20 protein-coding genes, 1 tRNA gene and 3 pseudogenes are annotated in these 22,587 nt (G+C 65.6%); 8 read left to right on the forward strand and 16 right to left on the reverse strand.

Annotated elements, in window-relative coordinates:
* Positions 1-85 precede the first annotated feature (85 nt).
* Positions 86-1,030: a peptidylprolyl isomerase gene (locus tag GJ629_RS05545; RefSeq protein ID WP_157512115.1), complete on the reverse strand. Its 945-nt coding sequence runs from the start codon at positions 1,028-1,030 to the stop codon at positions 86-88.
* Positions 1,031-1,256: 226 nt separating this feature from the next.
* Here GJ629_RS05545 and GJ629_RS05550 point away from each other — a divergent pair.
* From GJ629_RS05550 to GJ629_RS05565, 4 genes and pseudogenes are all read left to right on the forward strand, one after another.
* Positions 1,257-2,923, forward strand: a pseudogene (locus tag GJ629_RS05550) (globin-coupled sensor protein).
* Between the two features lie 50 nt (positions 2,924-2,973).
* The gene (gene cyaB, locus GJ629_RS05555) at positions 2,974-3,525 is read left to right on the forward strand and encodes a class IV adenylate cyclase (protein ID WP_157512116.1); all 552 of its coding nucleotides are present in this window, start codon (positions 2,974-2,976) and stop codon (positions 3,523-3,525) included.
* Between the two features lie 60 nt (positions 3,526-3,585).
* Complete coding sequence (locus GJ629_RS05560; protein WP_157512117.1) at positions 3,586-4,788, forward strand: methionine adenosyltransferase; 1,203 nt, start codon at positions 3,586-3,588, stop codon at positions 4,786-4,788.
* Between the two features lie 39 nt (positions 4,789-4,827).
* Positions 4,828-5,400, forward strand: coding sequence for a DUF5804 family protein (locus GJ629_RS05565; RefSeq protein WP_157512118.1), 573 nt, complete (start codon positions 4,828-4,830; stop codon positions 5,398-5,400).
* On the opposite strand, the gene GJ629_RS05570 is transcribed toward GJ629_RS05565, so the two are convergent.
* From GJ629_RS05570 to GJ629_RS05595, 6 genes and pseudogenes are all read right to left on the reverse strand, one after another.
* The gene (locus GJ629_RS05570) at positions 5,397-6,311 is read right to left on the reverse strand and encodes a PLP-dependent cysteine synthase family protein (protein WP_370515799.1); all 915 of its coding nucleotides are present in this window, start codon (positions 6,309-6,311) and stop codon (positions 5,397-5,399) included. The two genes, GJ629_RS05565 and GJ629_RS05570, sit on opposite strands and share 4 nt — an antisense overlap.
* 71 nt (positions 6,312-6,382) lie before the next feature.
* Positions 6,383-7,093: a TIGR00266 family protein gene (locus GJ629_RS05575; RefSeq protein WP_157512119.1), complete on the reverse strand. Its 711-nt coding sequence runs from the start codon at positions 7,091-7,093 to the stop codon at positions 6,383-6,385.
* A 117-nt stretch (positions 7,094-7,210) separates the two neighbouring features.
* Positions 7,211-9,045 (reverse strand): annotated as a pseudogene (locus tag GJ629_RS05580) (cation:proton antiporter).
* A gap of 90 nt (positions 9,046-9,135) precedes the next feature.
* A complete protein-coding gene (locus GJ629_RS05585; protein WP_157512120.1) occupies positions 9,136-10,167 on the reverse strand; it encodes a DNA cytosine methyltransferase in 1,032 nt (343 codons plus the stop codon).
* Positions 10,168-10,233: 66 nt separating this feature from the next.
* Positions 10,234-11,121 (reverse strand): hypothetical protein, encoded by an 888-nt coding sequence (locus tag GJ629_RS05590; protein WP_197428452.1) that lies wholly within the window; start codon positions 11,119-11,121, stop codon positions 10,234-10,236.
* Between the two features lie 155 nt (positions 11,122-11,276).
* Complete coding sequence (locus GJ629_RS05595) at positions 11,277-11,996, reverse strand: SDR family NAD(P)-dependent oxidoreductase (RefSeq protein ID WP_157512122.1); 720 nt, start codon at positions 11,994-11,996, stop codon at positions 11,277-11,279.
* A gap of 90 nt (positions 11,997-12,086) precedes the next feature.
* Here GJ629_RS05595 and GJ629_RS05600 point away from each other — a divergent pair, with 90 nt between their 5' ends.
* Complete coding sequence (locus GJ629_RS05600; RefSeq protein WP_157512123.1) at positions 12,087-14,633, forward strand: HAD-IC family P-type ATPase; 2,547 nt, start codon at positions 12,087-12,089, stop codon at positions 14,631-14,633.
* Between the two features lie 463 nt (positions 14,634-15,096).
* Here the strand turns inward: GJ629_RS05600 and GJ629_RS05605 are convergent.
* Positions 15,097-15,181 (reverse strand) — tRNA-Leu (locus tag GJ629_RS05605).
* Positions 15,182-15,284: 103 nt separating this feature from the next.
* Here GJ629_RS05605 and GJ629_RS05610 point away from each other — a divergent pair.
* Together GJ629_RS05610 and GJ629_RS05615 are read left to right on the forward strand one after the other, a co-directional pair.
* Positions 15,285-15,578, forward strand: a complete 294-nt coding sequence (locus tag GJ629_RS05610) for a hypothetical protein (RefSeq protein WP_157512124.1) — start codon at positions 15,285-15,287, stop codon at positions 15,576-15,578.
* Positions 15,557-16,630, forward strand: coding sequence for a DolP-mannose mannosyltransferase (locus GJ629_RS05615; RefSeq protein ID WP_157512125.1), 1,074 nt, complete (start codon positions 15,557-15,559; stop codon positions 16,628-16,630). The genes GJ629_RS05610 and GJ629_RS05615 overlap by 22 nt, the downstream gene beginning before the upstream one ends.
* On the opposite strand, the gene GJ629_RS17530 is transcribed toward GJ629_RS05615, so the two are convergent.
* Positions 16,631-16,765, reverse strand: coding sequence for a hypothetical protein (locus GJ629_RS17530; RefSeq protein ID WP_255475213.1), 135 nt, complete (start codon positions 16,763-16,765; stop codon positions 16,631-16,633). It lies immediately after the preceding gene.
* 65 nt (positions 16,766-16,830) lie between these two features.
* Positions 16,831-17,355: an MOSC domain-containing protein gene (locus GJ629_RS05620; RefSeq protein WP_157512126.1), complete on the reverse strand. Its 525-nt coding sequence runs from the start codon at positions 17,353-17,355 to the stop codon at positions 16,831-16,833.
* Between the two features lie 70 nt (positions 17,356-17,425).
* Between GJ629_RS05620 and GJ629_RS05625 the strand changes: the two genes are divergently transcribed.
* A complete protein-coding gene (locus tag GJ629_RS05625; RefSeq protein WP_370515800.1) occupies positions 17,426-17,734 on the forward strand; it encodes a transcription initiation factor IIB family protein in 309 nt (102 codons plus the stop codon).
* 27 nt (positions 17,735-17,761) lie between these two features.
* Here GJ629_RS05625 and GJ629_RS05630 read toward each other — a convergent pair.
* From GJ629_RS05630 to GJ629_RS05655, 6 genes and pseudogenes are all read right to left on the reverse strand, one after another.
* A pseudogene (locus GJ629_RS05630) lies at positions 17,762-18,247 on the reverse strand (phosphopantetheine adenylyltransferase); the annotation flags it as partial.
* Positions 18,248-18,372: 125 nt separating this feature from the next.
* On the reverse strand, positions 18,373-18,909 hold the full coding sequence (locus GJ629_RS05635; RefSeq protein ID WP_157512127.1) for a winged helix-turn-helix domain-containing protein: 537 nt from the start codon (positions 18,907-18,909) through the stop codon (positions 18,373-18,375).
* A gap of 49 nt (positions 18,910-18,958) precedes the next feature.
* A complete protein-coding gene (locus GJ629_RS05640; RefSeq protein ID WP_157512128.1) occupies positions 18,959-20,041 on the reverse strand; it encodes a glutamate--cysteine ligase in 1,083 nt (360 codons plus the stop codon).
* 50 nt (positions 20,042-20,091) lie between these two features.
* Positions 20,092-21,159, reverse strand: coding sequence for a hypothetical protein (locus GJ629_RS05645; RefSeq protein ID WP_157512129.1), 1,068 nt, complete (start codon positions 21,157-21,159; stop codon positions 20,092-20,094).
* A gap of 55 nt (positions 21,160-21,214) precedes the next feature.
* Entirely contained in the window at positions 21,215-21,841 is a 627-nt protein-coding gene (locus tag GJ629_RS05650; protein ID WP_157512130.1) for a fibrillarin-like rRNA/tRNA 2'-O-methyltransferase, read from the reverse strand.
* The coding region (locus tag GJ629_RS05655; protein ID WP_157512131.1) for an NOP5/NOP56 family protein at positions 21,838-22,587 on the reverse strand (750 nt) is incomplete at its 5' end. The genes GJ629_RS05655 and GJ629_RS05650, both read right to left, overlap by 4 nt.

A 22,587-nucleotide genomic window follows, 5' to 3' on the forward strand; every position in this document is an offset into this window, starting at 1 on the left:
TTTTTCCCCAAGTTTTTGTGCTTGAGCGGTCCGCCTCGCGCCGAACGGCGCGAGTGCGAGACCCGAAAGCACAAAAAGTGGGTGCTTATTCCTCGGCGTTTTCGATCTCTTCGACGATCTCGTCGGCGTCGATGTCCTCGTCTTCGAGGTCCATGTCCTCGACGGCCTCCTCGAGGTCGACGTCGCCGCCGCCCATACCGCCCATCATACCGGGCATCCCCATACCGCCGCCGCCCAGCTCTTCCTGAACGATGATGCGGTCGATATCGAGCAGCTGGGTGAGCTGCTGGGCGATCTGCTGTTTGCCCATCATCCACTGCTGGTTCATCGTCAGCTGGGGCGTCGCCTCGATATAGAGGGTGTCTTTCTCGACTTCGACGGTCTCGGTCTCGGGTTCGGCGTCCTCGTCGTCCTCGTCGGGCTCGACGAGCTGGTCTTCCTCGACGGTCTCGGTCTCGAACCACATCTCGAGCTCCATATCGAGCATCATCTGGACGATGCCCTGGGCCTGCTCGACGCGGTCCTCGACCTCGTCGAGGATCTCGTAGTCGTACTCGACGTCCTCGCCGGCCAGCGGGTGGTTGAAGTCAACGCGGGCGCGGCCGCCGATGATCGTCTCGACGTGGCCGTGCTCGCCATCGACATCGACGTGGGCGCCGGGGTAGCGGTCGTCCTCGGGGATCTTGTCGGCGCTGACGGTCCGGACCTCCTCCTCGTCGTACTCGCCGAAGGCCTCGGCCGCGGGGACGGTCACGGTCCCCTCGTCGCCGGCCTCCTTCCCGACGATGTCGTCCTCGACGGCCTGGAACAGGTGACCCTGACCGAGGACGACGGTGCGCGGGGAGAACTCCTGGTCCTCGCCGACGCCTTCCTCCTCGGCGACCTCGGGGTCGGTCGTGTCGACGAGCTGGTCGCCGTCGACGGTGCGCGCGGTGTAGGCGAGTTTGACGAAGTCGCCCTGCTGGAACCCTGTCTCCTCATCGGCCTCGTCGGCCGCCTCTGTCTCCTCGGCCTCGGAATCGTTACTCATAGTTTCTCTGTCCGTCGTTGTACTCTTAAGGACAACGTTTCCCGGTTGGTGCTCGAGAAACACGACGCTACGACGCACACCGCCCCACGACTCGCGGGAGTGTTAGTTCCGGTTCCCGATTATCGAAACGAAAAGGTGGTAGTGAACATTTATCCAAACACGCTGTGTACAGTGCTTTATGTCAGGTTCTGGAGAATACGGCAGCGAGGACTTCGGGAGAGGGGGGATGAACGATCAGTTGGACGCGGACTCGCTGGTCGAGGAAATCGGTCTGGACGCCGAAGAGATCGAGTGGCGGAAAGAGTTCGTCGGGTTCGACGACGAGGACGTCCGGCGGCTCAAGCGGTACGAACCGGTGTTCAGAGACCACGCCGACGAGGTGGCCGAGGACTTCTACGAGAACCTCACCGACTACGAGCAGACCGTCGAGGTCATCGGGCGGTCGCCCAAGAGCGTCGAGCAACTCAAGCGCACCCAGTCGGCCTATCTCGTGACGCTCGCCGAGGGTGAGTACGGCGAGGACTACTTCCGGGACCGGGCCCGAATCGGCAAACTCCACGATATGCTGGAGATGCCGATGAAGCAGTATATCGGGCAGTACGGCGTCTACTACGACCTGATTCTTCCGCTCGTCGGGGACCGACTGAAGGAGTCGATGACCGAACGGTTGACCAACGGTACGGAGGGGGTGTCGGTGGACGACGTCGAACAGGTGATCGACGAGGAGGTTGACGACACCGTCGCGGACCTGCTGGCGATACTGCGGATAATCAGCCTCGATATGCAGGTCGTCGCCGACACCTACATTCACTCCTACAGCCAGCGACTGGCGGCGACCGTCGACGAGAACGAGCGGTTGATGGACGCCGTCGAGGCGGAGGTCCAACAACCGATAGCGGACCTCCACGAGACGGCCGAGAGCGTCGCGGAGAGCGCGACGACTATCAGCGACGCGGCCGAGGAACAGTCAGGTCGCATCGACGAGATAGCCTCGGAGGTGTCGAACCTCTCGGCGACGGTGGAGGAGGTGGCGTCGACGGCCGATCAGGTCGAGCGAGCCAGCGACCGGGCCGAGACACTCGCCGAGGACGGGCAGGTCGCCGCCGATGACGCCGCGGACGTGATGGACGATATCGGATCGGCCGTCGACGGTGCCCGAGCGGACGTCTCCGTCCTCCAAGACCGGGTCCAGGAGATAGACGAGTTCGTCGACGCCATCAACGACATCGCCGACCAGACCAATATGCTGGCACTGAACGCCTCCATCGAGGCCGCGCGGGCCGCGAGGCCGGAGAGGGCTTTGCCGTCGTCGCCGACGAGATCAAGTCCTTGGCCGGGGAGTCCCAGGAACACGCGAGCGACATCGAGCAGATGGTCGCGGACATCCAGACCGACACCGAAGAGACCGTCGAGAGCCTGACCGAGACGGCCGAACAGGTCGACCGCGGCGTCGAGAGCGTCAGGGACGCGATGGAGAACCTGACGGACATCGTCGAGGCCGTCGAGGAGACGGCCGACGGAATCACCGAAGTGGCCAGCGCCACCGACGACCAGGCCGCCGCGGCCGAGGAGATAGCCTCGATGGTCGACGAGGTAGTCGGGCAGGCCGACCGCGTCGCCGAGGAGGTCGAGGAACTCGCGGCCGCAAACGAGGAACAGGCCGCGATGGTCAGCGAGGTCGAACAGTCGGTCTCGCGGTTGTCGGACACCGAAACCAAGACCGACGGTGGGACAGTACCCGCCGCAGCGAAGAACGAGTCGGCCGCGGCCGAGGACGTGTCTATCCCGGGAGACTTGCCAGAGGAGATGCCCGATTTCGTCGTCGAGATGCTCTCGGAAGCGGAGTTGCGGGCCGTCGCAAGAGGCGACCTTGACCCCTCGGACCTCCGCTGAGAGCCCACGGGAGCGGTCGGCTTATCCTGCCCCCGTCCGACTGTCCGGCTATGTACGAGGTCGAACTCAAGGTCGCGGCCGACCACGGACGGGTCCGGGACCGACTCGCCGAACTCGGGGCCGATTCGCTGGGCGGCGTCGTCCAAATCGACACCTACTACGACGCTCCACACCGGGATTTCGCCGAGACCGACGAGGCGTTCAGACTCCGGGAGGAACGGACGGACGACGGGACGACGACCCGGATGACCTACAAGGGACCGCTAGTCGAAGCCGACTCCAAGACCCGCGAGGAGTTCGAGACGGGCGTCGACGACGGCGACACAGCCGTCGACATCGTCGAGTCGCTGGGGTTCTCCCCGGCGGCGACCGTCCGGAAGGACCGCCAGCGCTACGCCCTCGACGGCTTCGTCGTCACGCTAGACGACGTCGAGAGCGTCGGGCAGTTTCTCGAAGTCGAGACCGACGTCGAGACCGAGGGCGAGGTCGCGGCCGCCCGGGACGAGGCCATCGACCTTTTGGAGCGCCTCGGCTGTGACCCGAGCGAACGCACCAACCGGTCGTATCTCGGGATGGCTCTCGCCGTAGATACACAGGAGTAATTAGATTGTCGCCAAAGGTTTCCGTAAGTTATAGACCCGTCGCCGGCCAATCGCTGGATAATGACCGAACGGAACATCCGCGTCGAACCCACGGAGGGTCGACCGGTCGAACAGCAGGACGTCGAGATAGTCGAGCGGAAGGGTATCGGCCACCCCGACTCCATCTGTGACGGCGTCGCGGAACACGTCTCCGAGGCGCTGGCGCGGGCGTATCTCGACCGCGTCGGGACCGTCCTCCACTACAACACCGACGAAACCCAACTCGTCGCCGGCAACGCCGCGCCGGCCTTCGGCGGCGGCGAGGTTCAAGAACCGATATACCTCCTCATCGTCGGCCGCGCGACCAAGGAGTACGAGGGGACGCGCATCCCGGCCGACACAATCGCGCTGGAGGCCGCCCGCGAGTACCTCGATTCGACCTTCCCGCAGTTGGACGTGGGGACCGACGTGATCGTCGACGTGCGACTGGGCGAGGGCAGCGGCGACCTACAAGAAGTGTTCGGCGACGAAGAAGCGGTGCCGATGGCCAACGACACCTCCTACGGCGTCGGCCACGCGCCCCTCAGCGAGACCGAGCGCATCGTATACAACACCGAGCGACGGCTCAACGGCGAGTACAGCGACGACAACCCCGCCGTCGGCCAAGACATCAAGGTGATGGGCAAACGCGAGGGCGACCACATCGACGTGACCGTCGCCGTCGCGGCCGTCGACGCCTACGTCGACTCGATGGCCGACTACCGCGAGATGGTCGAGGGCGTCCGGGAGTACGTCGCCGACATCGCCACCGAGTACACCGACCGCTCGGTCGAGGTCCACGTCAACACCGCCGACGACTACGACGAGGGCGCAATCTACCTCACGACGACCGGCACCTCCGCCGAACAGGGCGACGACGGCTCCGTCGGCCGGGGCAACCGCGCGAACGGCCTCATCACCCCGAACCGCCCGATGAGTATGGAAGCCACCTCCGGGAAAAACCCCGTCAACCACATCGGCAAGATATACAACCTCCTCTCGACGGAGATAGCCCAGTCGGTCGTCGAACAGGTCGAGGGGATCCAGCAGCTACAGATCCGCCTGCTCAGTCAGATCGGACAGCCTATCGACAACCCCCACGTCGCCGAGGCGACCGTCGCCACCGAGGAGGGCGTCACCGTCGCGGACATCGAGGACGACATCGAGGCGACCGTCGACGAGGAACTCGCGAATATCACCGACATCACCGAACGCGTCATCGAGGGCGAACTCTCGACGTTCTAATCCCAAATCGCTTTCCCGTCGCCCGCCGTCGGTCGAGCTATGACGCGGGTCTGTATGCTCGGGACCGACGACGTGAACCTCGAATACGAGTTGCTCTCCCGGGAAACCGCCCGCAACGCTCTCGCCACCTACGACCTCCGAGAGCCCTATCGGAACAGCATCGCCGTCGAGACGGTCAGCCTCGGCGCGGCCGTCGCCCTGCTGAACGACCTCGACTGGTATCTGGTCCGTTTCGCCGCCGACACGATGGTCTTCGAGCCCTCCGTCTCCGAGAGCGAGTGGCTCTCCCGGGAGTTGGCCGCGGCCATCCGCGACGACGAGATAGCGCCCGAGAACAGCGGCCGCTTCCTGAAACTGTACGGCGTCGAGCAACAGGAGAGCGGTGACGCGTCCGCGGAGGGAGACGGCGACGGTGCCGAGGAAAGCGGCGACGGAGACGAGGACGGCGATGGAGACGAGAACGGTGACGAATCCCCCACACAGGACCGCCCGCCGGCGCTCGTCGAACCGATGTACGTCACCCGGACGGGGCCGGACCTCCCCGAGTACGACCTGCAGGACGTGGCGGAGACGCTGACCGTCCGGGTGACGAAATCGGAGTTCGAGGGCTAGTCGAACAGCCCGGTCGACATGTACCGCTCGCCGCTGTCCCAGAAGGCCGTCACGACCAGCGGCGGGTCGTCGCCGTCGTCGTCGGGGTCGGCGATTCGCTCGCCCACCTCGCGGGCGACCACGCCCATCGCGCCCGAGGACTGCCCGACGAGGATACCCTCCTCGCGGGCGAGTCGCCGGCACTCGTCTTCGGCGGCCTCGATATCGATAGTCCGTATCTCGTCGATGAGACTCCGGTCTAAGTTCTCGCTGACGAAGCCTGGTCCCATCCCCTGAAAACTATCGGTGCCGGACTCACCCGTCGAGAGGACGGCGTTGTCCTCGGGTTCGACGGCAACAGCGGTCATCTCGGGGAACGCCTCCTTCAGGCGGCGGGCGGTCCCGCTGAAGGTCCCGCCGGTGCCGACGCCGGCGACGAAGGCGTCTATCGTCCGGTCGCCGACCTGTTCGAGGATCTCCGGCCCGGTCGTCTCGTAGTGGGCCCGAGGGTTGGCCTCGTTCTCGAACTGGCGCATCTGGACCATCCCCTCCTCGTCTTCGAGGCGGTCGGCCACCTCGCGGGCGTCGGTCATATCGCCCTCGATGAGGTGCAGGTCCGCGCCGTAAGCTGTCATAATCTGGCGGCGCTCGACGGACTTGTCCTCGCTCATCACGATGGTGATGTCGTAGCCTTTCGCCGCCGCGACCATCGACAGGCCGATGCCGGTGTTGCCGCTGGTCGGTTCGACGATGCGGTCGCCCGGTTGCAGTTCGCCGGCGTCCTCGGCGGCCTCGATCATATACTTCGCCGGGCGGTCTTTAGCCGACCCGCCGGGGTTGAACGACTCGACCTTCGCCGCGACTGTGACGCCCGGCGGAGACTCGAGTTTCACGAGCGGCGAGCCGAGCGTCTCCGTGATGTCCTCGTTCACTACCACCGAGTAGGAGACGGGCGACTAAACAGGTGACGGGCTACGGCAGGACGTGCCGGGGTCGGCGACGGTCAGATGAAGTCGTCGACGCCGACGCCGCCGCTGGTCTCGTCGTCCTCGTGGGCGGTCCCCGTCGAGAACAGCATCGGGTTGCGCGTCTGTAGCCAGACGTGGCCGTCGCCGCGGAACTCCGTCACGCGGCCCTCGCCGCCGAGGATGCTCGATTTGAGGCCGCCGTCGCTCTTGCGACTCAGCGACAGCGACGGGTCCCACGCGACCAGATGGTCCTCGTCGACCACCAGCGGATCCTCGCTGGTGACCTCCCGTTCGACCATCGACCCGAACGCCGAGAGGAACGCGACCCCCTGCCCCGACAGTCCGAGGACGGTCAACTCGCCCGAGGAGAACATATTCGAGAAATTGTTCATCTCCGTCGAGCGCTCGACCAGCGGTTCCCACGCGATGAGCGACCCCGACTGGACCTTCATCGACTGGCGGTCGCCCATACTGACCGCGATGACGTCGCCCGGGTGCTCCGGGACGAGCGTCACCGACCCGCCCTCGCGGGTGGCAGTGTAGGTGTTGTCGACCAGCGTCTGTTCGTCACTGACCGCCCGCTTGACCGTGCTCCCGATACCGCCGTCGCCGCCGACGCTGGACTCGACGGTGACGCTGTCGTCCCGAGTCATCATCACCCCGGGCTTGGTCTCTATCTGTTCACCCTCCCCGAGCGTCACGTCAACCATCGCGTAACTCGGCCGCTCTTCGATACTGAACTCCATCGGATAGTGTATCTCTATTCGACGGCTTATCTCTTTTTGTTTTCACACTATTCCAGAGAACGTTGTGGCTTCGCGGTCGCTACGGCCGCCATAGCGAGTGGTCGACGGGTCGATCCGTCAGTCGTGGGGGTGGAACCGCTGGACGGCGTGCCCGACGGCGTCGGCGTCACCGAGGAACGTGACGTGGTCACCGAGCGACAGCGTCTCGTCGGCGTCGGGGACGTGGGCGTCCGCGCCGCGGCCGACCTCGGCGATGATACACCCGCCCGGAATCTCGTCGTTGAGGTCGCGTATCGGCCGGTCGACGACGCCCTCGGCCGTGACCGTCACCTCGATGATATCGTGGCCGTCGCCGAGGTCGTTCATCCAGTGGGCCAGTGCCGGGCGCTCTATCTCGTTGTCCAGCGCGTAGGCGGTCGCCTGCGGGCTGTCGACGGTCGTGATCGAAAGGGCCTCGAAGGCGTCGACGTTCTCCGGGTCGTTGACCCGAGCGAAGACGTCCGTGAGGTCGAACTTCGTGATCGCCGTCTGACAGACGAGCAGGTTGACGTCGTCGCTTTGCGTGGCCGCGACGACCCGCTTGGCCTCGTCGATACCGGCCCGTTCGAGGACTCGGGCTTCGGTTCCGTCGCCCTCGAACACCCGAAATCCCATCTCTTTTGCCAGCCGACACTGTTCCTCGTCGTCGTCGACGATGACGACGAACTCGTCCCGTTGCTCCAGTTGTTGGGCGAGCGACCGGCCGACCCGGCCCCCGCCGACGATTATCGTGCGCATCGGTGTCACTCCAAGTACGTCGCCAATCTGTCGCGCGAACCCGCCCTCTATCGCCCCGGTCACGAAGAGACCAGAAACACCGCTCCGACGAGCGTCTGCGCGCCGGCGGCGTTCCCCTCGGCCGCGAGGTCGATGGCGAACAGCGTCGCCAGACTCGCCGGGATGATCCCACGCGGCCCGACCGCCGCCAGAAACAGCCGCTCGGGCCGTGTGAACTGCTCGACGCCCGCCGTCGAGACGAATGCCACGAGCGGTCGCAGGACCAGCGTCACGACGGCGAGCAACACGATGCCCTCGACGCCGAGCGCCAGCACCGCACCCACATCAACCAGCGCCGCCAGCGAGACGAACACGAACGCGAGCAACAACAGCGTCACGTCCTCGGTGAATCGCTCGATGGTCTCGCGGTGGGGCAGCGGGACGTTCCCGAGCGCGATGCCCGCCGTCGCCGCCGCGGCGACGCCCGCCTCCGTCGAGACCAGATCGGCGATGCCGTAGGAACTGATCGCCGCGAGTACCACCAGAAATCGCGCCGCACGCGGCCCGTCGCCCGGGAACAGCTCCTCCCGGAGGAGGTAGTAGGCCCCGGCGGCGACGAGCAGTCCGACCCCGACGCCGACGACGAGTCGCTCGACGAACGCCAAAAGCGTCGCCGGCCCGCCCGCCTCGAACAGCAGTATCGTCTCGAAGATGACGACGGCCGCGATGGCTGCTGTCACGTCGTTGACGATACCCTCCGTCTCCAGCGCCGCCGAGACGTGCTCCCGGAGGTGGACCACCTTCACGATGGGCGTGATCACCGTCGGTCCCGTGGCCACTAACAGCGCCCCGATCAGGAACGCGATACCCCACCCGGTGTCCATCAGGAAGTGGACCGTCGCCGCCGTCCCGACGAGCATCACCGCCGCGCCGACGGTCACCAACCGCAGCGACGTCGTCGACGCCGACCGGATGCGGTCGAACTGCAGCGCGAACGCCCCGTCGAAGACGATGATGGCCACACTGATACCGACGATAGTCGTCAACCCGTCGCCGAAGGTAGCCAGCGTCACGATGTCGAACCCCGCCTCGCCCAGAACCAGTCCCGCCGCGAGGTAGAAGATGACACTCGGGACCCGGAGCCGCCCCGCCAGCAGTTGCCCCGCGACCCCGAGCAACAGGATACCCGTGACGATGATCAACAACTGTTCTGCCACGACGACTGGCAGTTCGGAGAGAACCGTATTGGCTCTGGTGGTGGGCACGGTGGGTGCCGGGGGGGACAGCTAGACGGTCTGTTGCTGTCGCATCTCCGCTATGTCGGCCGACAGCGCCTCCGCGATGGCGTTGGACAGCCCCGGCGGAACCGCGTTCCCGACGACCTTCAGTTGCGTGCTCTTTGGTCCCTCGAAGACGTAGTCGTCGGGGAACGACTGGAGTATCGCACACTCCCGGACGGTGCCGACGCGGTCCGCCTCGGGGTGGATGAACGGCGCATTGTGGTTCTCCTTGATCGTTATCGCCGGCTCGTCACGCTCCAGTCTGCGCCAACTGTCCCCGTAACTCTCGTAGAGGCTCTCGCCCTCCGGCACCTCCGAGATGCGCTCGACCATATCCTCGGAGTGGTCGGTCTTCTCGTGGTTGGGGAGCCCCTCGACTTCCGTGTCCAACAGCGCCTGCTCGACGGTGACGTACGATTGGAGTTGGGCACCCGTCAGCGTGGACTGCTGGGCGGGGCTGTGGGTCCGCTCGGGATACGTCGGCGTCTCGCCGTCGCGGCGGCCGATGAATATGACCCGCCGGCGCTCCTGCGGAACACCGTAGTCGGCCGCGTTCAGCGTCTCGTAGCTCGTCTGTTCGTACCCGGCCTGCTCGAACCCCGCCAGAATCGACCGGAGCGTGTCCCCCCCTTCCATCGACTTGATTCCCGGCACGTTCTCCATCACGAACGCGTCCGGTTGGACGTACTCGACGTAGTCGATGAAACTCCCCACCAGATAGTTCCGTTCGTCCTCGGGGTCGCGGTGGCCAGCGATACTGAACCCCTTGCACGGCGGGCCCCCGATGACCACGTCGATGTCATCTGGGTCTATCGGATACGTCTCGAAGAACTCCTCGGGGGGTATCTCGGAGAGGTCGGCGTTGATCGCGACGGCGTCGTCGTGGTTCCGGTCGTAGGTTTCGAGGAAGTCCTCGCTCACGTCGACACCGGCGATGACGTCGTATCCGGCCTGAAGAAAGCCCTCGGAGAGACCGCCGCCGCCACAGAAGAGGTCCAACACGGTCGGTTGCTCGGGGGGAGAGTCGGTGTCCGGCATTTGCGGTATCTACGGGTGGTTGGACGCCAAGGCTATTTAAATAGTCGGGAGAAGGGTGCGCGCTCGCTACTCCAGTTGGGCTTGCAGGGCGTCGCGCCACTCGTGGGGGTTGTACCACCCACAGCCCTCACAGCCGGTCTGGTCGTCGTAGTTCTCGTCGCCTTCGTAGTAGAAATCGATCTGCATAAACTGCGGTCGTTTCCCGGTCTCGACGCACTGTTCGCACTTGCGGCTTTTCAGGAGGTTGTGCTTTCGCGACAGTATCTGGAAGTGCTCTTCGATGTCGTCGTCTGACATCGACTCGTAGTCGAAGTCCTCGGATTGCTCCCACCGGACTTCCGGAACGCGGTGGTCGACTTCCAGCGTCGTGCTGGGCGAGGACCCGTCGAACGCGTCGCGGTGGTCATAGAGGTCACGCACCCGCTGTTTGAACGAGTTGGGCATGTTCTGGCGCGTGATGGGTTTGCTCGTGGGGAAGGGATACTTCATCTTCCGGTGGAACGTGGTGTCCTCGCAGTTCTCACACTCGAGGAAATCACCCTGTCCCTGCCCGGTGTTCTGGACGAACTCGAACCCCTCCTTTCGGAGCATCTGGATGTCCTTCGCCGGCTGTGAGCTGGGCAGTTCACACGAGGAACAGTGCCACTCGCAGTCGGCGAGGATGTCGAAGGTCCGGGCGCGTTTGGTCCCCTCGTTCGACGGGTTCCAATCCTTCGTCGCGTACTCCAGCACCCGGCCACCGAAGTCGGTCAGCTCGAACTCGGAGTCCGTCGCCGACACGACATCGTGTTCGAGTAGCTCTTCCAGCACGCTCCGAGCGTTCTCGACGGGCAGTTGGTCTAGTTCGTCGGGGGTGGCGGGGCCACTGTCGAGGCGTTCGAGAACGTCTCGATGTGAACTGGAGTTTCTGACAGACAGGATGAACTCGGCGGTCTCCTCGTCGACACCGGGCATAGCGTACGAAAGCGGTGGGACGATTAAACATCTATTTACATACATCTGATAATTGTGTTTCGACGGTCGCATCGAGTCCGCAGCCGTGTCTGGTGGGTGCTCGCACACACTACCCGCTGGGTGCGGGTGGCTCGAACGGCGACGCGCGGACGAGATCAGAACGACGGCTCGTCTCTCGGGTGTCGCAGGTCCATCTCTCCCGTGTGGACCGTCTCCGGGCTCGTCGCGATCCGATGGATCGTCTCGGCGATGTGGTCGGGGTCCATCCATCGGTCGTGGTCCGGGTAGGTCTCCTGGAGGCTCGGCTTGTCGATCCACCCGTCGACGATCAGGTGGACCGCCTGCACGTCGGCGGCCCCGAGTCGCGGATCCGAAGCGAGCGACCGGACGAGTCCGCGGGTGCCGTGCCGGGCCGTCGCGTAGGCCACGTTCTCCGATGGATGCCGCGACGTGCCCGAACTAGTGACGACGACTGTCCCACCGTCGTCGTCGACCATATCGCCGACCGCCTCCCGAACGCACCGGAAAGTGCCACGTACTCGCGTGTCCAGCACATCGTGGAACGTGTCGGGCGCTACGTCGAGAACACCCCCCTCCGCGGGAGGGGAGCCGCTCGTGAGCACCAACCGGTCGACGGGAGAGAGTTCCTCGCGCACGGCTTCGAACCCCTCCCCGACCGACTCCGGGTCGGAGAGGTCCGTTCGGACCGGGAGGGCCGTCCCCGGTGTGGTCTCCTGTATCTCCTCGGCGACATCGGTGATGTACTCCGTCGACCGAGCGAACAGTGCGACGGCGTCCCCGGCGGTCCCGAACCGGCGGGCCACGGCGGATCCGAGCCCCGGTCCGACCCCCGCGACGACTGTCGTCGACGACATACCACTCGGTTCGTCTGTACCCTGAAAATTCTTCGGCGAGTGCCGTTCCACCACAGAGTTTTGCCGGTCCGTTTCGATTGTTGCCGTAGAATGGATGAGAGGGTATGGCACGGGTCCACCGTGGACGAGACATTCGACGCACTAGAGTCGAGTCAGAGTGGGCTGAGCAGTGACGAAGCAAATCGTCGTCTCGACAAATACGGACCGAACACCATCAGGGAGAGCGACGTAATCAGTCCAGTCTGGATCTTCCTGCATCAGTTCAAGAGCCCGCTCATCTACATTCTGCTCGTTGCTTTCGTTATCACGATTGCTATCGACCACTACGTCGATGCAATCGTTATCGCCATCATTCTCGGCATAAATGCGGTCATCGGATTCGTTCAGGAATACCGGGCGGAAAACGCGATGGCGGCGCTGGCGTCGCTCGTCACGCCAAAGGCACGGGTCCGCAGGGACGGAGACGTGAGCAGAATAGACAGTACGGATCTGGCTCCCGGTGACATCGTCCTACTGGAGTCTGGTGATATCGTCCCGGCAGACCTCCGGTTGGTCAGAACCACGGAGCTACAACTGAACACTGCGATCCTGACCGGAGAATCGGTTCCCGTGTCCCGTTCGACGGATCCCGTCGCACCGGAACACACAGTCGTTGATCGACGAAATATGGCCTATATGGGGACATCCGTTGCCTCGGGTCGGGGTGTCGGTGTCGTGGTCGCAACCGGTGAAGATAGCCAGATTGGAACTATCGCCGGGCAGGTTCGGGAGACGGAACGCGCTGCGACGCCGCTCCAGACGCGAATACATCGGTTTGGAAACCGTATTACCGTCGCCATCCTTGCAATTTCGGTCGTTCTATTCGCTATCGGGCTCTGGCAAGCGATTCCGATCGCGGATATTTTCCTGCTCGCAGTCGCCACAGCGGTCTCCGCGATCCCCGAGGGGTTACCGGTGGTTATGACAGTAGCGCTTGCAGTCAGTATCCGCCGGATGGCCGGACGAAACGCCATCATCCGACGGCTCCCTGCCGTCGAGACACTCGGTTCCTGCAGTGTCATCGTCTCGGACAAGACCGGAACCCTCACCGAGAATCGAATGACTGTCCAGCAGCTGTGGACCGCCGACGGGTTCGTCGACGTGACTGGCGACGGGAACTCGGGAGTCGGGGCATTTTCTCAGACCGACGGCGGGATTTCGATCGAGACGGGGTCGCCGTTGGACGAGACGTTGATTGCCGGAGTACTGGCAAGCGAAGCATCGCTCGACGAATCGGACGACGGTACACTCGAGGGGGTAGGCGATCCCACGGAAACGGCGTTACTCGTCGCCGGGAAAAAAGCAGGCCACGACCAGCGTGAACTGACCCAAGCCTATCCGCAGGTCGGTCATCTGCCGTTCGAGTCCGACCGCCGCTACACCGCATCCGCACATCTGGTGGACGATAGCGCCGTTACGTACGTCAAAGGTGCCCCCGAGCGCGTCGTCGAAATGTGTGACACGAGTTTGACTTCGACTGGGCGAGAACCACTCGACTCCGAAGAAGTGCTCACCAAAGCCGACGAACTCGCAGGCGATGGCCTTCGCGTCATCGGGATGGCCCGAGGTGGCGGGGATCTGACTGGTACAGAGGACCCCGGTGGGTTGACCTTTCTCGGATTCGCTGGTATGATTGACCCCCCACGTTCGGGCGTGCCCGAGGCAATCGCTGCGTGCGACCGTGCCGGAATACAGGTCAAGATGGTCACCGGCGACCACGCTTCGACTGCGAGAGCCATCTCGAAACAGGTCGGGATCGAATCCGAGGGGGTACTGACGGGGCAAGAAGTGGCCGAACTCTCCGACGAGGAACTGACCGAACGCCTCAGAGAGACAGCCGTCTTCGCCCGCATCAGCCCGGCGCAGAAACACCGGATCGTCACGGTACTACAGGCTGACGGTGAAATCGTGGCCGTCACTGGAGATGGGGTCAACGACGCACCGGCGTTGAAAGCAGCGCACATCGGTGCGGCGATGGGGATCACCGGCACGGACGTCGCAAAGGAGGCCAGCGAGATGATCCTCACCGACGATAACTTCGCAACCATCTATGCAGCAGTCGAAGAGGGACGCACCGTCTTCTCGAACATCCGGAAGGCGACGATGTTCCTCCTTTCAACTGGCATTGCGCTTGTCTTGGCGATCCTCGCAGCGTTCTTTTTTGCCATCGTGGGCGTGCTACCGCGCGACGAGGCGGGGCTCTTTCCGCTGCTGCTCGTGCCTGCACAGGCGCTGTGGTTGAACGTCGTCAATAACGGCATCCAGGACGTCGCGTTGGCGTTCGAACCCGGCGAGCGAGAACAGTACGAACGGCCACCCCATCGACCTGACGCGGGGTTGCTTTCGCGCCGGCTGCTCGAGCGAACCGTTGCAGTCGGCATCTGGCTCGCAGTCCTTGCGCTCGCCGTCTTCTGGTACGAGTTCACGAACGGAGTGACGCTCGGATACGCTCAGACAGCTGCCCTCACGACGATGGTCGTTTCGATGGCGCTGTTTCTCGGCACGTGTCGCTCCGAATCGCGTTCCGTGGTCGAGAAGAGCCCATTCTCCAATCCGATACTCCTTGGCGGGACGCTCACGGCACTGGTGTCCATCTGATCGCTATCCACGTTGCCCCAACGCAATTTCTGCTCGGGGTCGAGCCGATTGCGGTAGAAACGTGGATTCGCATACTCCTGATCGCACCGACAGTACTGATAGTCGCTGAAGCGCACAAACACTGGCGGACGGAGTGAAGTTGCGTGTGCGGGACCGGATTCGAACCGCGCGAACGTCGCTTCGCTCGTTCTCTGGGCCGCGAATCCGTTCGACGATTTTCACGGCTCTCCCGTCCGGTCGAGCGCGAAATTGCGCGGGACCGGATTCGAACCGCGAGAACGTCACTTCGTTCGTTCTCTGGGCCGCGAATCCGCCGACGATGCCACTCCTCACGTTCGTTCGGAGATGGCATACGCGGGACCGGATTCGAACCGTCTGGAGACTCGCTACCGCTCGTCTCCCGGGGTTCGAACCGGTCCTGCTCTCTCCTTCGTTTTCTCGCTTCGCTCGAAAACTCAGTCAGTGCGCGGGACCGGATTCGAACCGGCGGACCCCTACGGGACAGCGTCCTAAGCGCTGCGCCTTTGGCCTGGCTCGGCAACCCGCGCTCGCCCGACTCTACCCCATCGCCCGGTATAAAACTCACGAGCCAGGCCCGCCATACGACAGGTTGGCAACACCTATTGGCGTCGGGCGGATAGCGGGCCGTGAATGCGGGCCCCCCGGACACGCGAGCAACTACGGACCAGCCTCGCCGAGGACTGGCGACTGTGGCTCCTCGGCGGCGCTCTCTTCGTCGTCTGCCTCGGAACGGCCTACAAGTTCGCCAAGGAGCCGTTGTTCATCAGTATGGACTCGGCGCTGTTCCAGCACGCCGGGTGGTACATCACGCAGGGCGCGATGCCCTACACCGACATCTGGGACATCAAGCCGCCGCTTATCTACGGCGTGACGACGCTGCTGGCGCTGCCTCCGGCGGGAATATGGTCGTCCTCCACCTGCTGAGCATCGCGACGGCCGTCCTCGTCGTCAGCGCCGGCGTCGCCCTCGTCGGGCTACTCACCCATCGGCTGACCGGCGACGGGTGGGCCAGCCTCGTCGCCGCGGGGGCGATGTTCACCATCCCGACGCTGTACATGTACCCCTACGCCGGCCTCCGGCCGAAGTACTTCGCGTTCGCCTGCGTGGCCGGGAGCCTCGTCCTCGCGGTGGACGAACGCTACGGCTGGGCCGGGGCGCTCGCGGCCGCCGCGGCGGGCTTTTGGCAGTTGGGCCTGCCGGCGGCCGGCGTCGTCGTGGCGATGGCCGCGGTCCGAGGCGGTCGGGGGAGCGCGGCCCGGGCGGTCGGTGGCGGCCTCGTCGTCGCCGTCCTCACTGTCGCGCCGTTCGTCCTCACCGGCAACGGGATTCCCCTCTATCTGGAGGCAGTCGTCGTCCCGATGTACGGCGTCGACCGCTACACGATGGTCGGACGGCTCTACGAGATAGTCGTCGAACTGGGCTACGGGCTGGCGGTGATCCCGCTCGGTCTCTTCGGTCTCGTCGCGGCCGTCCAGCGCGACCGGCGGTACTGGTGGGTGCTGCTCGGTGCCGGCCTCTACCTGCTTGGGTTCCGCTTCGAGATGGGCGGGGCCATCGACGCGATGCTGCTGTACGCATTCCTCGCCGTCGGTATCGGCGCGTTCGTCGCCAGCCTCGACAGTCCCGAGCGCCGCCGACTGGTCGGCGGTGTCGTCGCCGCCGCCGTCGTCCTCTCGCTGGCGTGGTCGTTCGGACCGGTAACGCCGGTCAAGGACGCTATCGAGGACAGCTACGAACAGGACGACATCTACGACGACATCCCCGAGCGACCGAGCGGCGTCCCCGAGACGGAGACCATCTACTGGGAGAAACAACAGCCACCGATCTGTAACTACCACTTCTCGAAGAAACAGATCCACTTCGAGTACCTGACCGACGGCCTCCAGACGCGCAGCGACTGCGGGACGTGGCCGTTCGACCGCGGCCCCGTAGAGTGGACCCTCGACGCGTTGTGGCCGCTGTCGGTCGGCCGCTGATCAGGAGATGTACAGCGGTTTCTGGTTGTCCCGCTCGGCCGGTTCCTCACCCGCGCCGTAGCAGGTCTGGCAGGTCTGTCCGTCCGTGCGCCCGGTCCCGTCACAGGCCGGACACGCGCTGGTGATCTGTTGCATCACGTCTAGTCGAACCCCGAGAGGACTCATATAGGGCCGCGACTGTTTAGCCCGGTAGGCGCCGCCTACTCGTATCTATCGCGGATCGAGGCGGCGATGGCGTCGGCGTCGACGCCCGTCGAGTCCAGCACGGTGATCGGATCGCCGACCGAAATCGGTCCGGGGTCGACGACCGACGCACAGATGCCGCCGCGGTCGTCGCCCAGCGCTTCAGGCAGGTCGGCGTCCTCGCCGACGTCCGCGAGGTGGAAACACGGCGGCCGCGGGCGGGTCCCCTCGAGGACGGCCTCGCCGATGCGAAACCGGTGTTCGAGCAGGGTCGCAAGCGACACGTCCCGCGTGACGACGTTCCGGCGGTGGCGGCCGTCGCTGCAGTCGATGCCGAACCGTCCCTCGATGGTGTCGATTGCCTCGCCGGCGATGAGCGTCACTTCACAGCCGTCGAACCCCGAGTAGTAGCCCGTCCCGCGCTGGTAGCGGTCGCCCTCGATACCGCCTTCGACCACTCGGACCTGCTCGCGTCGCTCCATCGGTGCCGACCCCTCGTCGGTGACCCAGATACCCTCGACGTGACCGTCGTGGTCGCTCATACCCGCCGTTGGGGAGCCAGCGACATAGCTCCGGGGGAGTTTTTTGTACAACCGCGGCCAACCCTCAGGCGTGTATCGGGCGAGCGACGCCGTGGACAACGAGGAGTGGACCGCCGCGATAGCCGAGGCCGCAGAGCGGTTGGACCTCGACACGGAGGCGCGCTCGCGGGCCGTCGACCTCTTTCTCACGAACGTCCCCGAGGAGGACCGGTCCAAGCGGGCAGTGATGGCCGCGAGCGTCTACGTCGCGGCGTTGACGACCGGCGAGCAACGCTCGCAGTCGGCCGTCGCCGACGCGACGGGCGTCTCTCGGTTGACGATCCAAAAGCGCTGGAAGGACGTCCTCGAATCGGCGGGGCTGGACGCGCCGGAGTGGTAGTGCAGTCGGAGGCGGAGACTCAGGCGTCCTCGACACGGCCGCGGCGTCCCGGTCGGGCGTCAGGTTGCCGTGTTCGTCTATCTCGCCGCTGACGATGCGGGTCGAGGAGATGACCTCGCCGTCGTCGGCGTAGACGTGGTCGACGACTTCGATTTCGAGCGGATCGTGGCCGTTCTCGCGGCGGATCTCGTTGATCCGCTGGCCGCCGGTCTCGGTTTCGGGCGAGACGACGAGCACGTCGAAGGCCGGTTCCGTGGCGATACCGGTCGGTTCCGTCAGTTCCCGGACCGCGAACTCGCGGTCGTAGCGGTCGGCGTAGGTGGCGAGTTCCGATTCGAGGTCACGCTTGCGGTCGGCGTACGAGCGGACGTAGCGGTCCTCGTTTCGGGTGCGGGGAGCCAGCGAGTCGCCGGTGAGCCCGACCGTCACGTCGCCCAGCTGAAAGGCCCGGTCGAACAGCGCCCGGTGGCCGTCGTGGATCGGATCGAACGTCCCGCCCAGCGCGACCTTCATACACGCCTCCACGCGGGCTCGGTGTTTATCCCCTTCGGATCCTCATAGTGTTTCTTGTCGGTCATTTCGGTATCGGCCGCCCAACTTCAGGCGGCCCCACCGGTACACAGCGACAAGAAACACTATCACTCCTCGTCGTCGGCCTCTTCGACCGAGATGGTCACCGGGTCGGTGGTCCCCTCCTCGTCGTCGGCCGAGAGGTGCGAGTCGAGGTTGAACACCGTGTTGAGCTGAGACTGGACCTCACCGACGGCCCCGCTGACCAGTTCGCTCGGCGCGATGGCGGCGTACTCGTAGGGGTTGTTCCCCGCGCCGTCGCTATCCCGTTTGCGCCGTGTCAGCGTCTCCTCGTCGTGCAGCTCCGCCAGCGCCTCCCGGACCGTGCTGGGGTACAGCCCCGTCCCGTCGGCTATCTCCTCGCTCGTGCTGTGGGGGTGTTGCCGGAGGTAGACGTAGATGCGGGCGCGGGTCTCGGTGTCGAGCAACCACGCCAGCAGGTCGACCAACCGCTCGTCGAACTGCTCGACGGCCTTGTCGGTTCCCTCCTCGATGCGGGCCCGTACGTCGCCGTCGGTCTGTTCGTCGGCGTTCCCCGCGTCGTCCGCGCCGCCTGTCTGGACCGGTATCTCCTCGCCGTCGTCGGTGTCGTCTGTCGGTGACATTCGTCGTTTCTACGAGGACAAAAGGGCGCCGTGGGTAAAAGCCCCGCGGCTACTCGACGCCGAGCACCAGCGACTCACAGAGGGCGTCGTCGCCGTCGGCTTTCAGTTCGCGCTGGCGGGCCGCGCCGCTGCCGGTTTCGTAGATGCGACCGATACCGTCGACGCCGAGGCGGTCACACTCCCGGTCGACGACCGTCCCGAGGTCGACGGTGTCCTCGCCGTCGCGGGTGATGAACGCGGCATCGTGGCCGTGGCGGATGGCGCGCCACTTGTTCTCGTCGAGCAGTTCCCGGCGGAGGTCCTGACCCCTCTCGCCGTCCTCGTATCGCTCGGCGAGGTCGATTACCAGCGCGTGGGCGTACTCGACGAACGCGAGCGTCCGGTCCGGGTCGGCCTGGCCGTCCGGCGCGCGTATCTCGACGGTGCCGTACTCGGTGTGAGGGCGCACGTCGAACCACAGTTCCCCGCGGTCGCTGATCGAGTCGGTGTCGAGCATCCGCTGTTCGAAGGCGCGGTACTCCGCGATGGAGTCGAACGCCGTCGGAACGCCGGTGTTCGGGAGGTTCTCGAAAACCTTCGCGCGGGCCGACTGCAATCCCGTGTCGTGGCCGTTCCAGTACGGCGAGTTCGCCGACAGCGCGAGCATAATCGGGACGTACCACCGCAACTGGTTGGATATCCACATCGCCTTGTCGCCGTCGTCGACACCGACGTGGACGTGGACGCCGGCGGTCGTGTTGCGGTGTTGGGGGTACTGTATCCGGTCGAGTTGCTTGCGGTAGCGGGGCTTCTCGGCGTGGGCGAGTTCCCGCCACTTCGCCAGCGGATGCAGGCCCGCGCCGGCGATGTCGAAGCCGTGTTCGCGGGCGTGTTCGACCAGTGCGTTCCGGACCGTCAGCAGTCCATCACGGGCCTCGTCGATGCCCGACAGTGTCTCGGTCTGGATCTCGATCACGCACTTGAACAGTTCGTGGTCGAGTTTCCCCTCCAGCGCGGCCGGCGGGTCGGACCCGTAGACCAGTTCGTCCGTCCCGGCGGTCGGCCGGCCGTCCTCGTCGACGACGTAGAACTCCTCTTCGATCCCGAGTGTCCCGAGTCGGGAGAACGGCGACGTAGCCGATCCCGTGTCCATCAGTACCGCGGTTTCGACGCCCCCGGGCTAAAGCGTTCTGTTTGTGTGAGTTAGCTCCGGGAGACCGACTCGTCGTATGTCCCCTCGACGAGGATCGTGTCGCCGTCGACGGTGACCGACCGGTCGGTCGCCTCGGTACCGAGAGCGCTCTCGACCGTGGCCCGGTCGTCGGCCTCGTCGGCGCTGGCGTACTTGATCGCCATCGACGTCGTCAGCGACTGGGCCTCGCTGTCGATGCTCGTACTCAGCGCGATGCCGCGTGCCGTCCCGGACAGCCCCAGATCGGACGGGCCGGCGAACTCCGAGTCCCCCTCGGAGTCCCCGCCCGAGTCCTCGACCTCGAAGACGTTGCCGTCCGGGAGATACTGGACCGCCATAAGGTCCCGTTCGGGCAGGGCGCTCGCCAGTGCGGCGAAGTCGTCGTCCTGTTCGACGTAGGGCGTGACATCGCCGGTCTGGGTGTCGATTATCTCCCCGACGCGGGTCTGGGGGTCCGAGACGGAGTTGCCCTCGCTGGCGCTGATGATAGCGTCCTCGGAGACGGCGAGCGTCTGGGCCGAAAAGCCGGTGGTCTCGTACAGCGTGTAGTCGCCGTCGGTGCCGACCGTCGAGCCGTCGGCCTCCTCGATTGCGGTCCCGATGGCGTCGGGGTCGTACGCCCCTTCGAGAATCGTCCCGCCGCTCGCGACGGTCGCTATCTCCGTCGGCCCGCCCTCCTCGGCCGCGTCGCCGATCGGTGCCGCGCCGACGCCGAACCCGACTGCCAGCGCGGCCCCGATGAGATACGAGGCCGTGACCCCGATCAGCGGATCCTCGGGCGTCTCCGACTCGCCGCCGTCGCCGTCGTCGCTCGACGACTGAGAGAGAACCTGATACCGCAGCGAGATGGCGCTGATCCCGGGGTCCTCGGCACCCTCGTACGCCGATTCGTACACCCACTTCGCGTAGGGGGCCGTCGTTCCGCCGCCGGACCCGTCGCCGGTGCCGCCACCGGTGTCCGTGGTGCCGTCGTCGGCCTCATCGTCCGTGCCGTCGCCGTTCCCCTGACACCCCGCCAGCGCCAGCGTGCCGACGAACCCCGCCGTACCACCTGTCTTGAGGAATCGTCGTCGTCGCATAGCGTACAGTCGACGACACGACACTTAAAACTGGGTTCCGGGTTCGGTTTTGCCGTCACCGGGGTCTCGCCACGACGCCGAGGTGGTCGTCGTGATACGGGGTCAGCGGTCGACGGTCGAGTACCTCGTAGCACTCCGATAGCGTCTCGATGACCGACTCGAAGACTGCCTCGGGGTCGGCCGTCACGTCCTCGCTGCGGGCCTTTATCGCCAGCAAGAGTCGTCCGTCCGAATCGAGGAACTGCGCGTTGGCGATGGCCACGCGGGCCTGCCCGCGGGTCGCCACGTCCTGTATCAGCACGTCGACCGGTTCGACGACGTGGGCGTACGTCTCGGGCTTGCGGGCGTCTTTCAGCAGGGGGAACAGCCGCGGTCGGTCGGCCGCGGCGTCGACGAGGTCACCGGCCGGCCGCGGGGCGAACTCCACGGCGTAGGTCGGGCCCGCGAAGTCCGCGACGTGACTGACGGTCGTCCCGCTTGCGGCACCGAGATACAGCACCGTCTCCCCGCCGGCGAGGCCGTGGTCCATCCCAGACTCCAACATTGCGCCGACCTTCGAGCGGTGGGGGTCCCAGCGCCGCCACCCGTCGGCCACGGGTTCGCCGTACACCGGCGACCCACGGGTTGCGAGTGACTCCTCGCCGTCGAAGGCCCGGCGCTGGACGCCCTCGGGGAGCGTCATTCCTCCCTCCGCGAGCGGATGCGCTCGATGCGGTCGTCCAGTTCGGCCTGCAGTTCCGGCCGGCGCTCGCCGCTGTAGTGGTCGACCCGCGCGGCGATGGTCAACTTCCCCGCGAGCGCCCGGGCGGCGGACCCGCGCTCGTCGGGGTGGGTCCCGCGGACGTACTCGTGGGTGTAGATGACGCCGTGTTTGGGCGAAGGCGCGTTCCCCTGAAGGTGGGCGAACAGCGCCGACTCCGCGCCGAGCAACTGGACGGTCCCGCTGGTCGATTTCGCCAGCGGCTCCAGCCCACCCGACAACGATATCAGGCGTGCGGCCAGCACCGGCCCCGCCATCGCGGCGAGGTTCGGCGCGACGGCGGGCGTCGTCTCCTCGATGGTCGCCCGCAGGGAGTCGGCCCGGTCGTCCATCGCCACCACCGTCTCGGCGAGACCGACCAGTTCGGCCTCGGTCGGGTCCTCGGGGTCGCGGTCGGCGACCCGGCGAGCGTACTCGATACCGCTGCCGTCGTCGCCGAAGCGGCTCTGTCCCCACTCCGTAACGCGTTCGGCGAGTTCGTTCGCCGTCCGGCGGGCGTCGTCCATCGACCGGACCGCGTGGACCAGTTGCTGGTCGTCGGCCCGTTCGCGTTCGCGGACTTGCTGGCGGACGGCGGCCGTCGTCGCCTCGTGGAGGCTGTCGTAGTAGGTTTCGCGGTCGGGGAACGCGCCCGACTCGACCGCCCGAGAGGGCCAGTCCGCCGGCGC

The sequence above is a fragment of the Halapricum sp. CBA1109 genome (assembly GCF_009741825.1).
Taxonomy (GTDB): domain Archaea; phylum Halobacteriota; class Halobacteria; order Halobacteriales; family Haloarculaceae; genus Halapricum.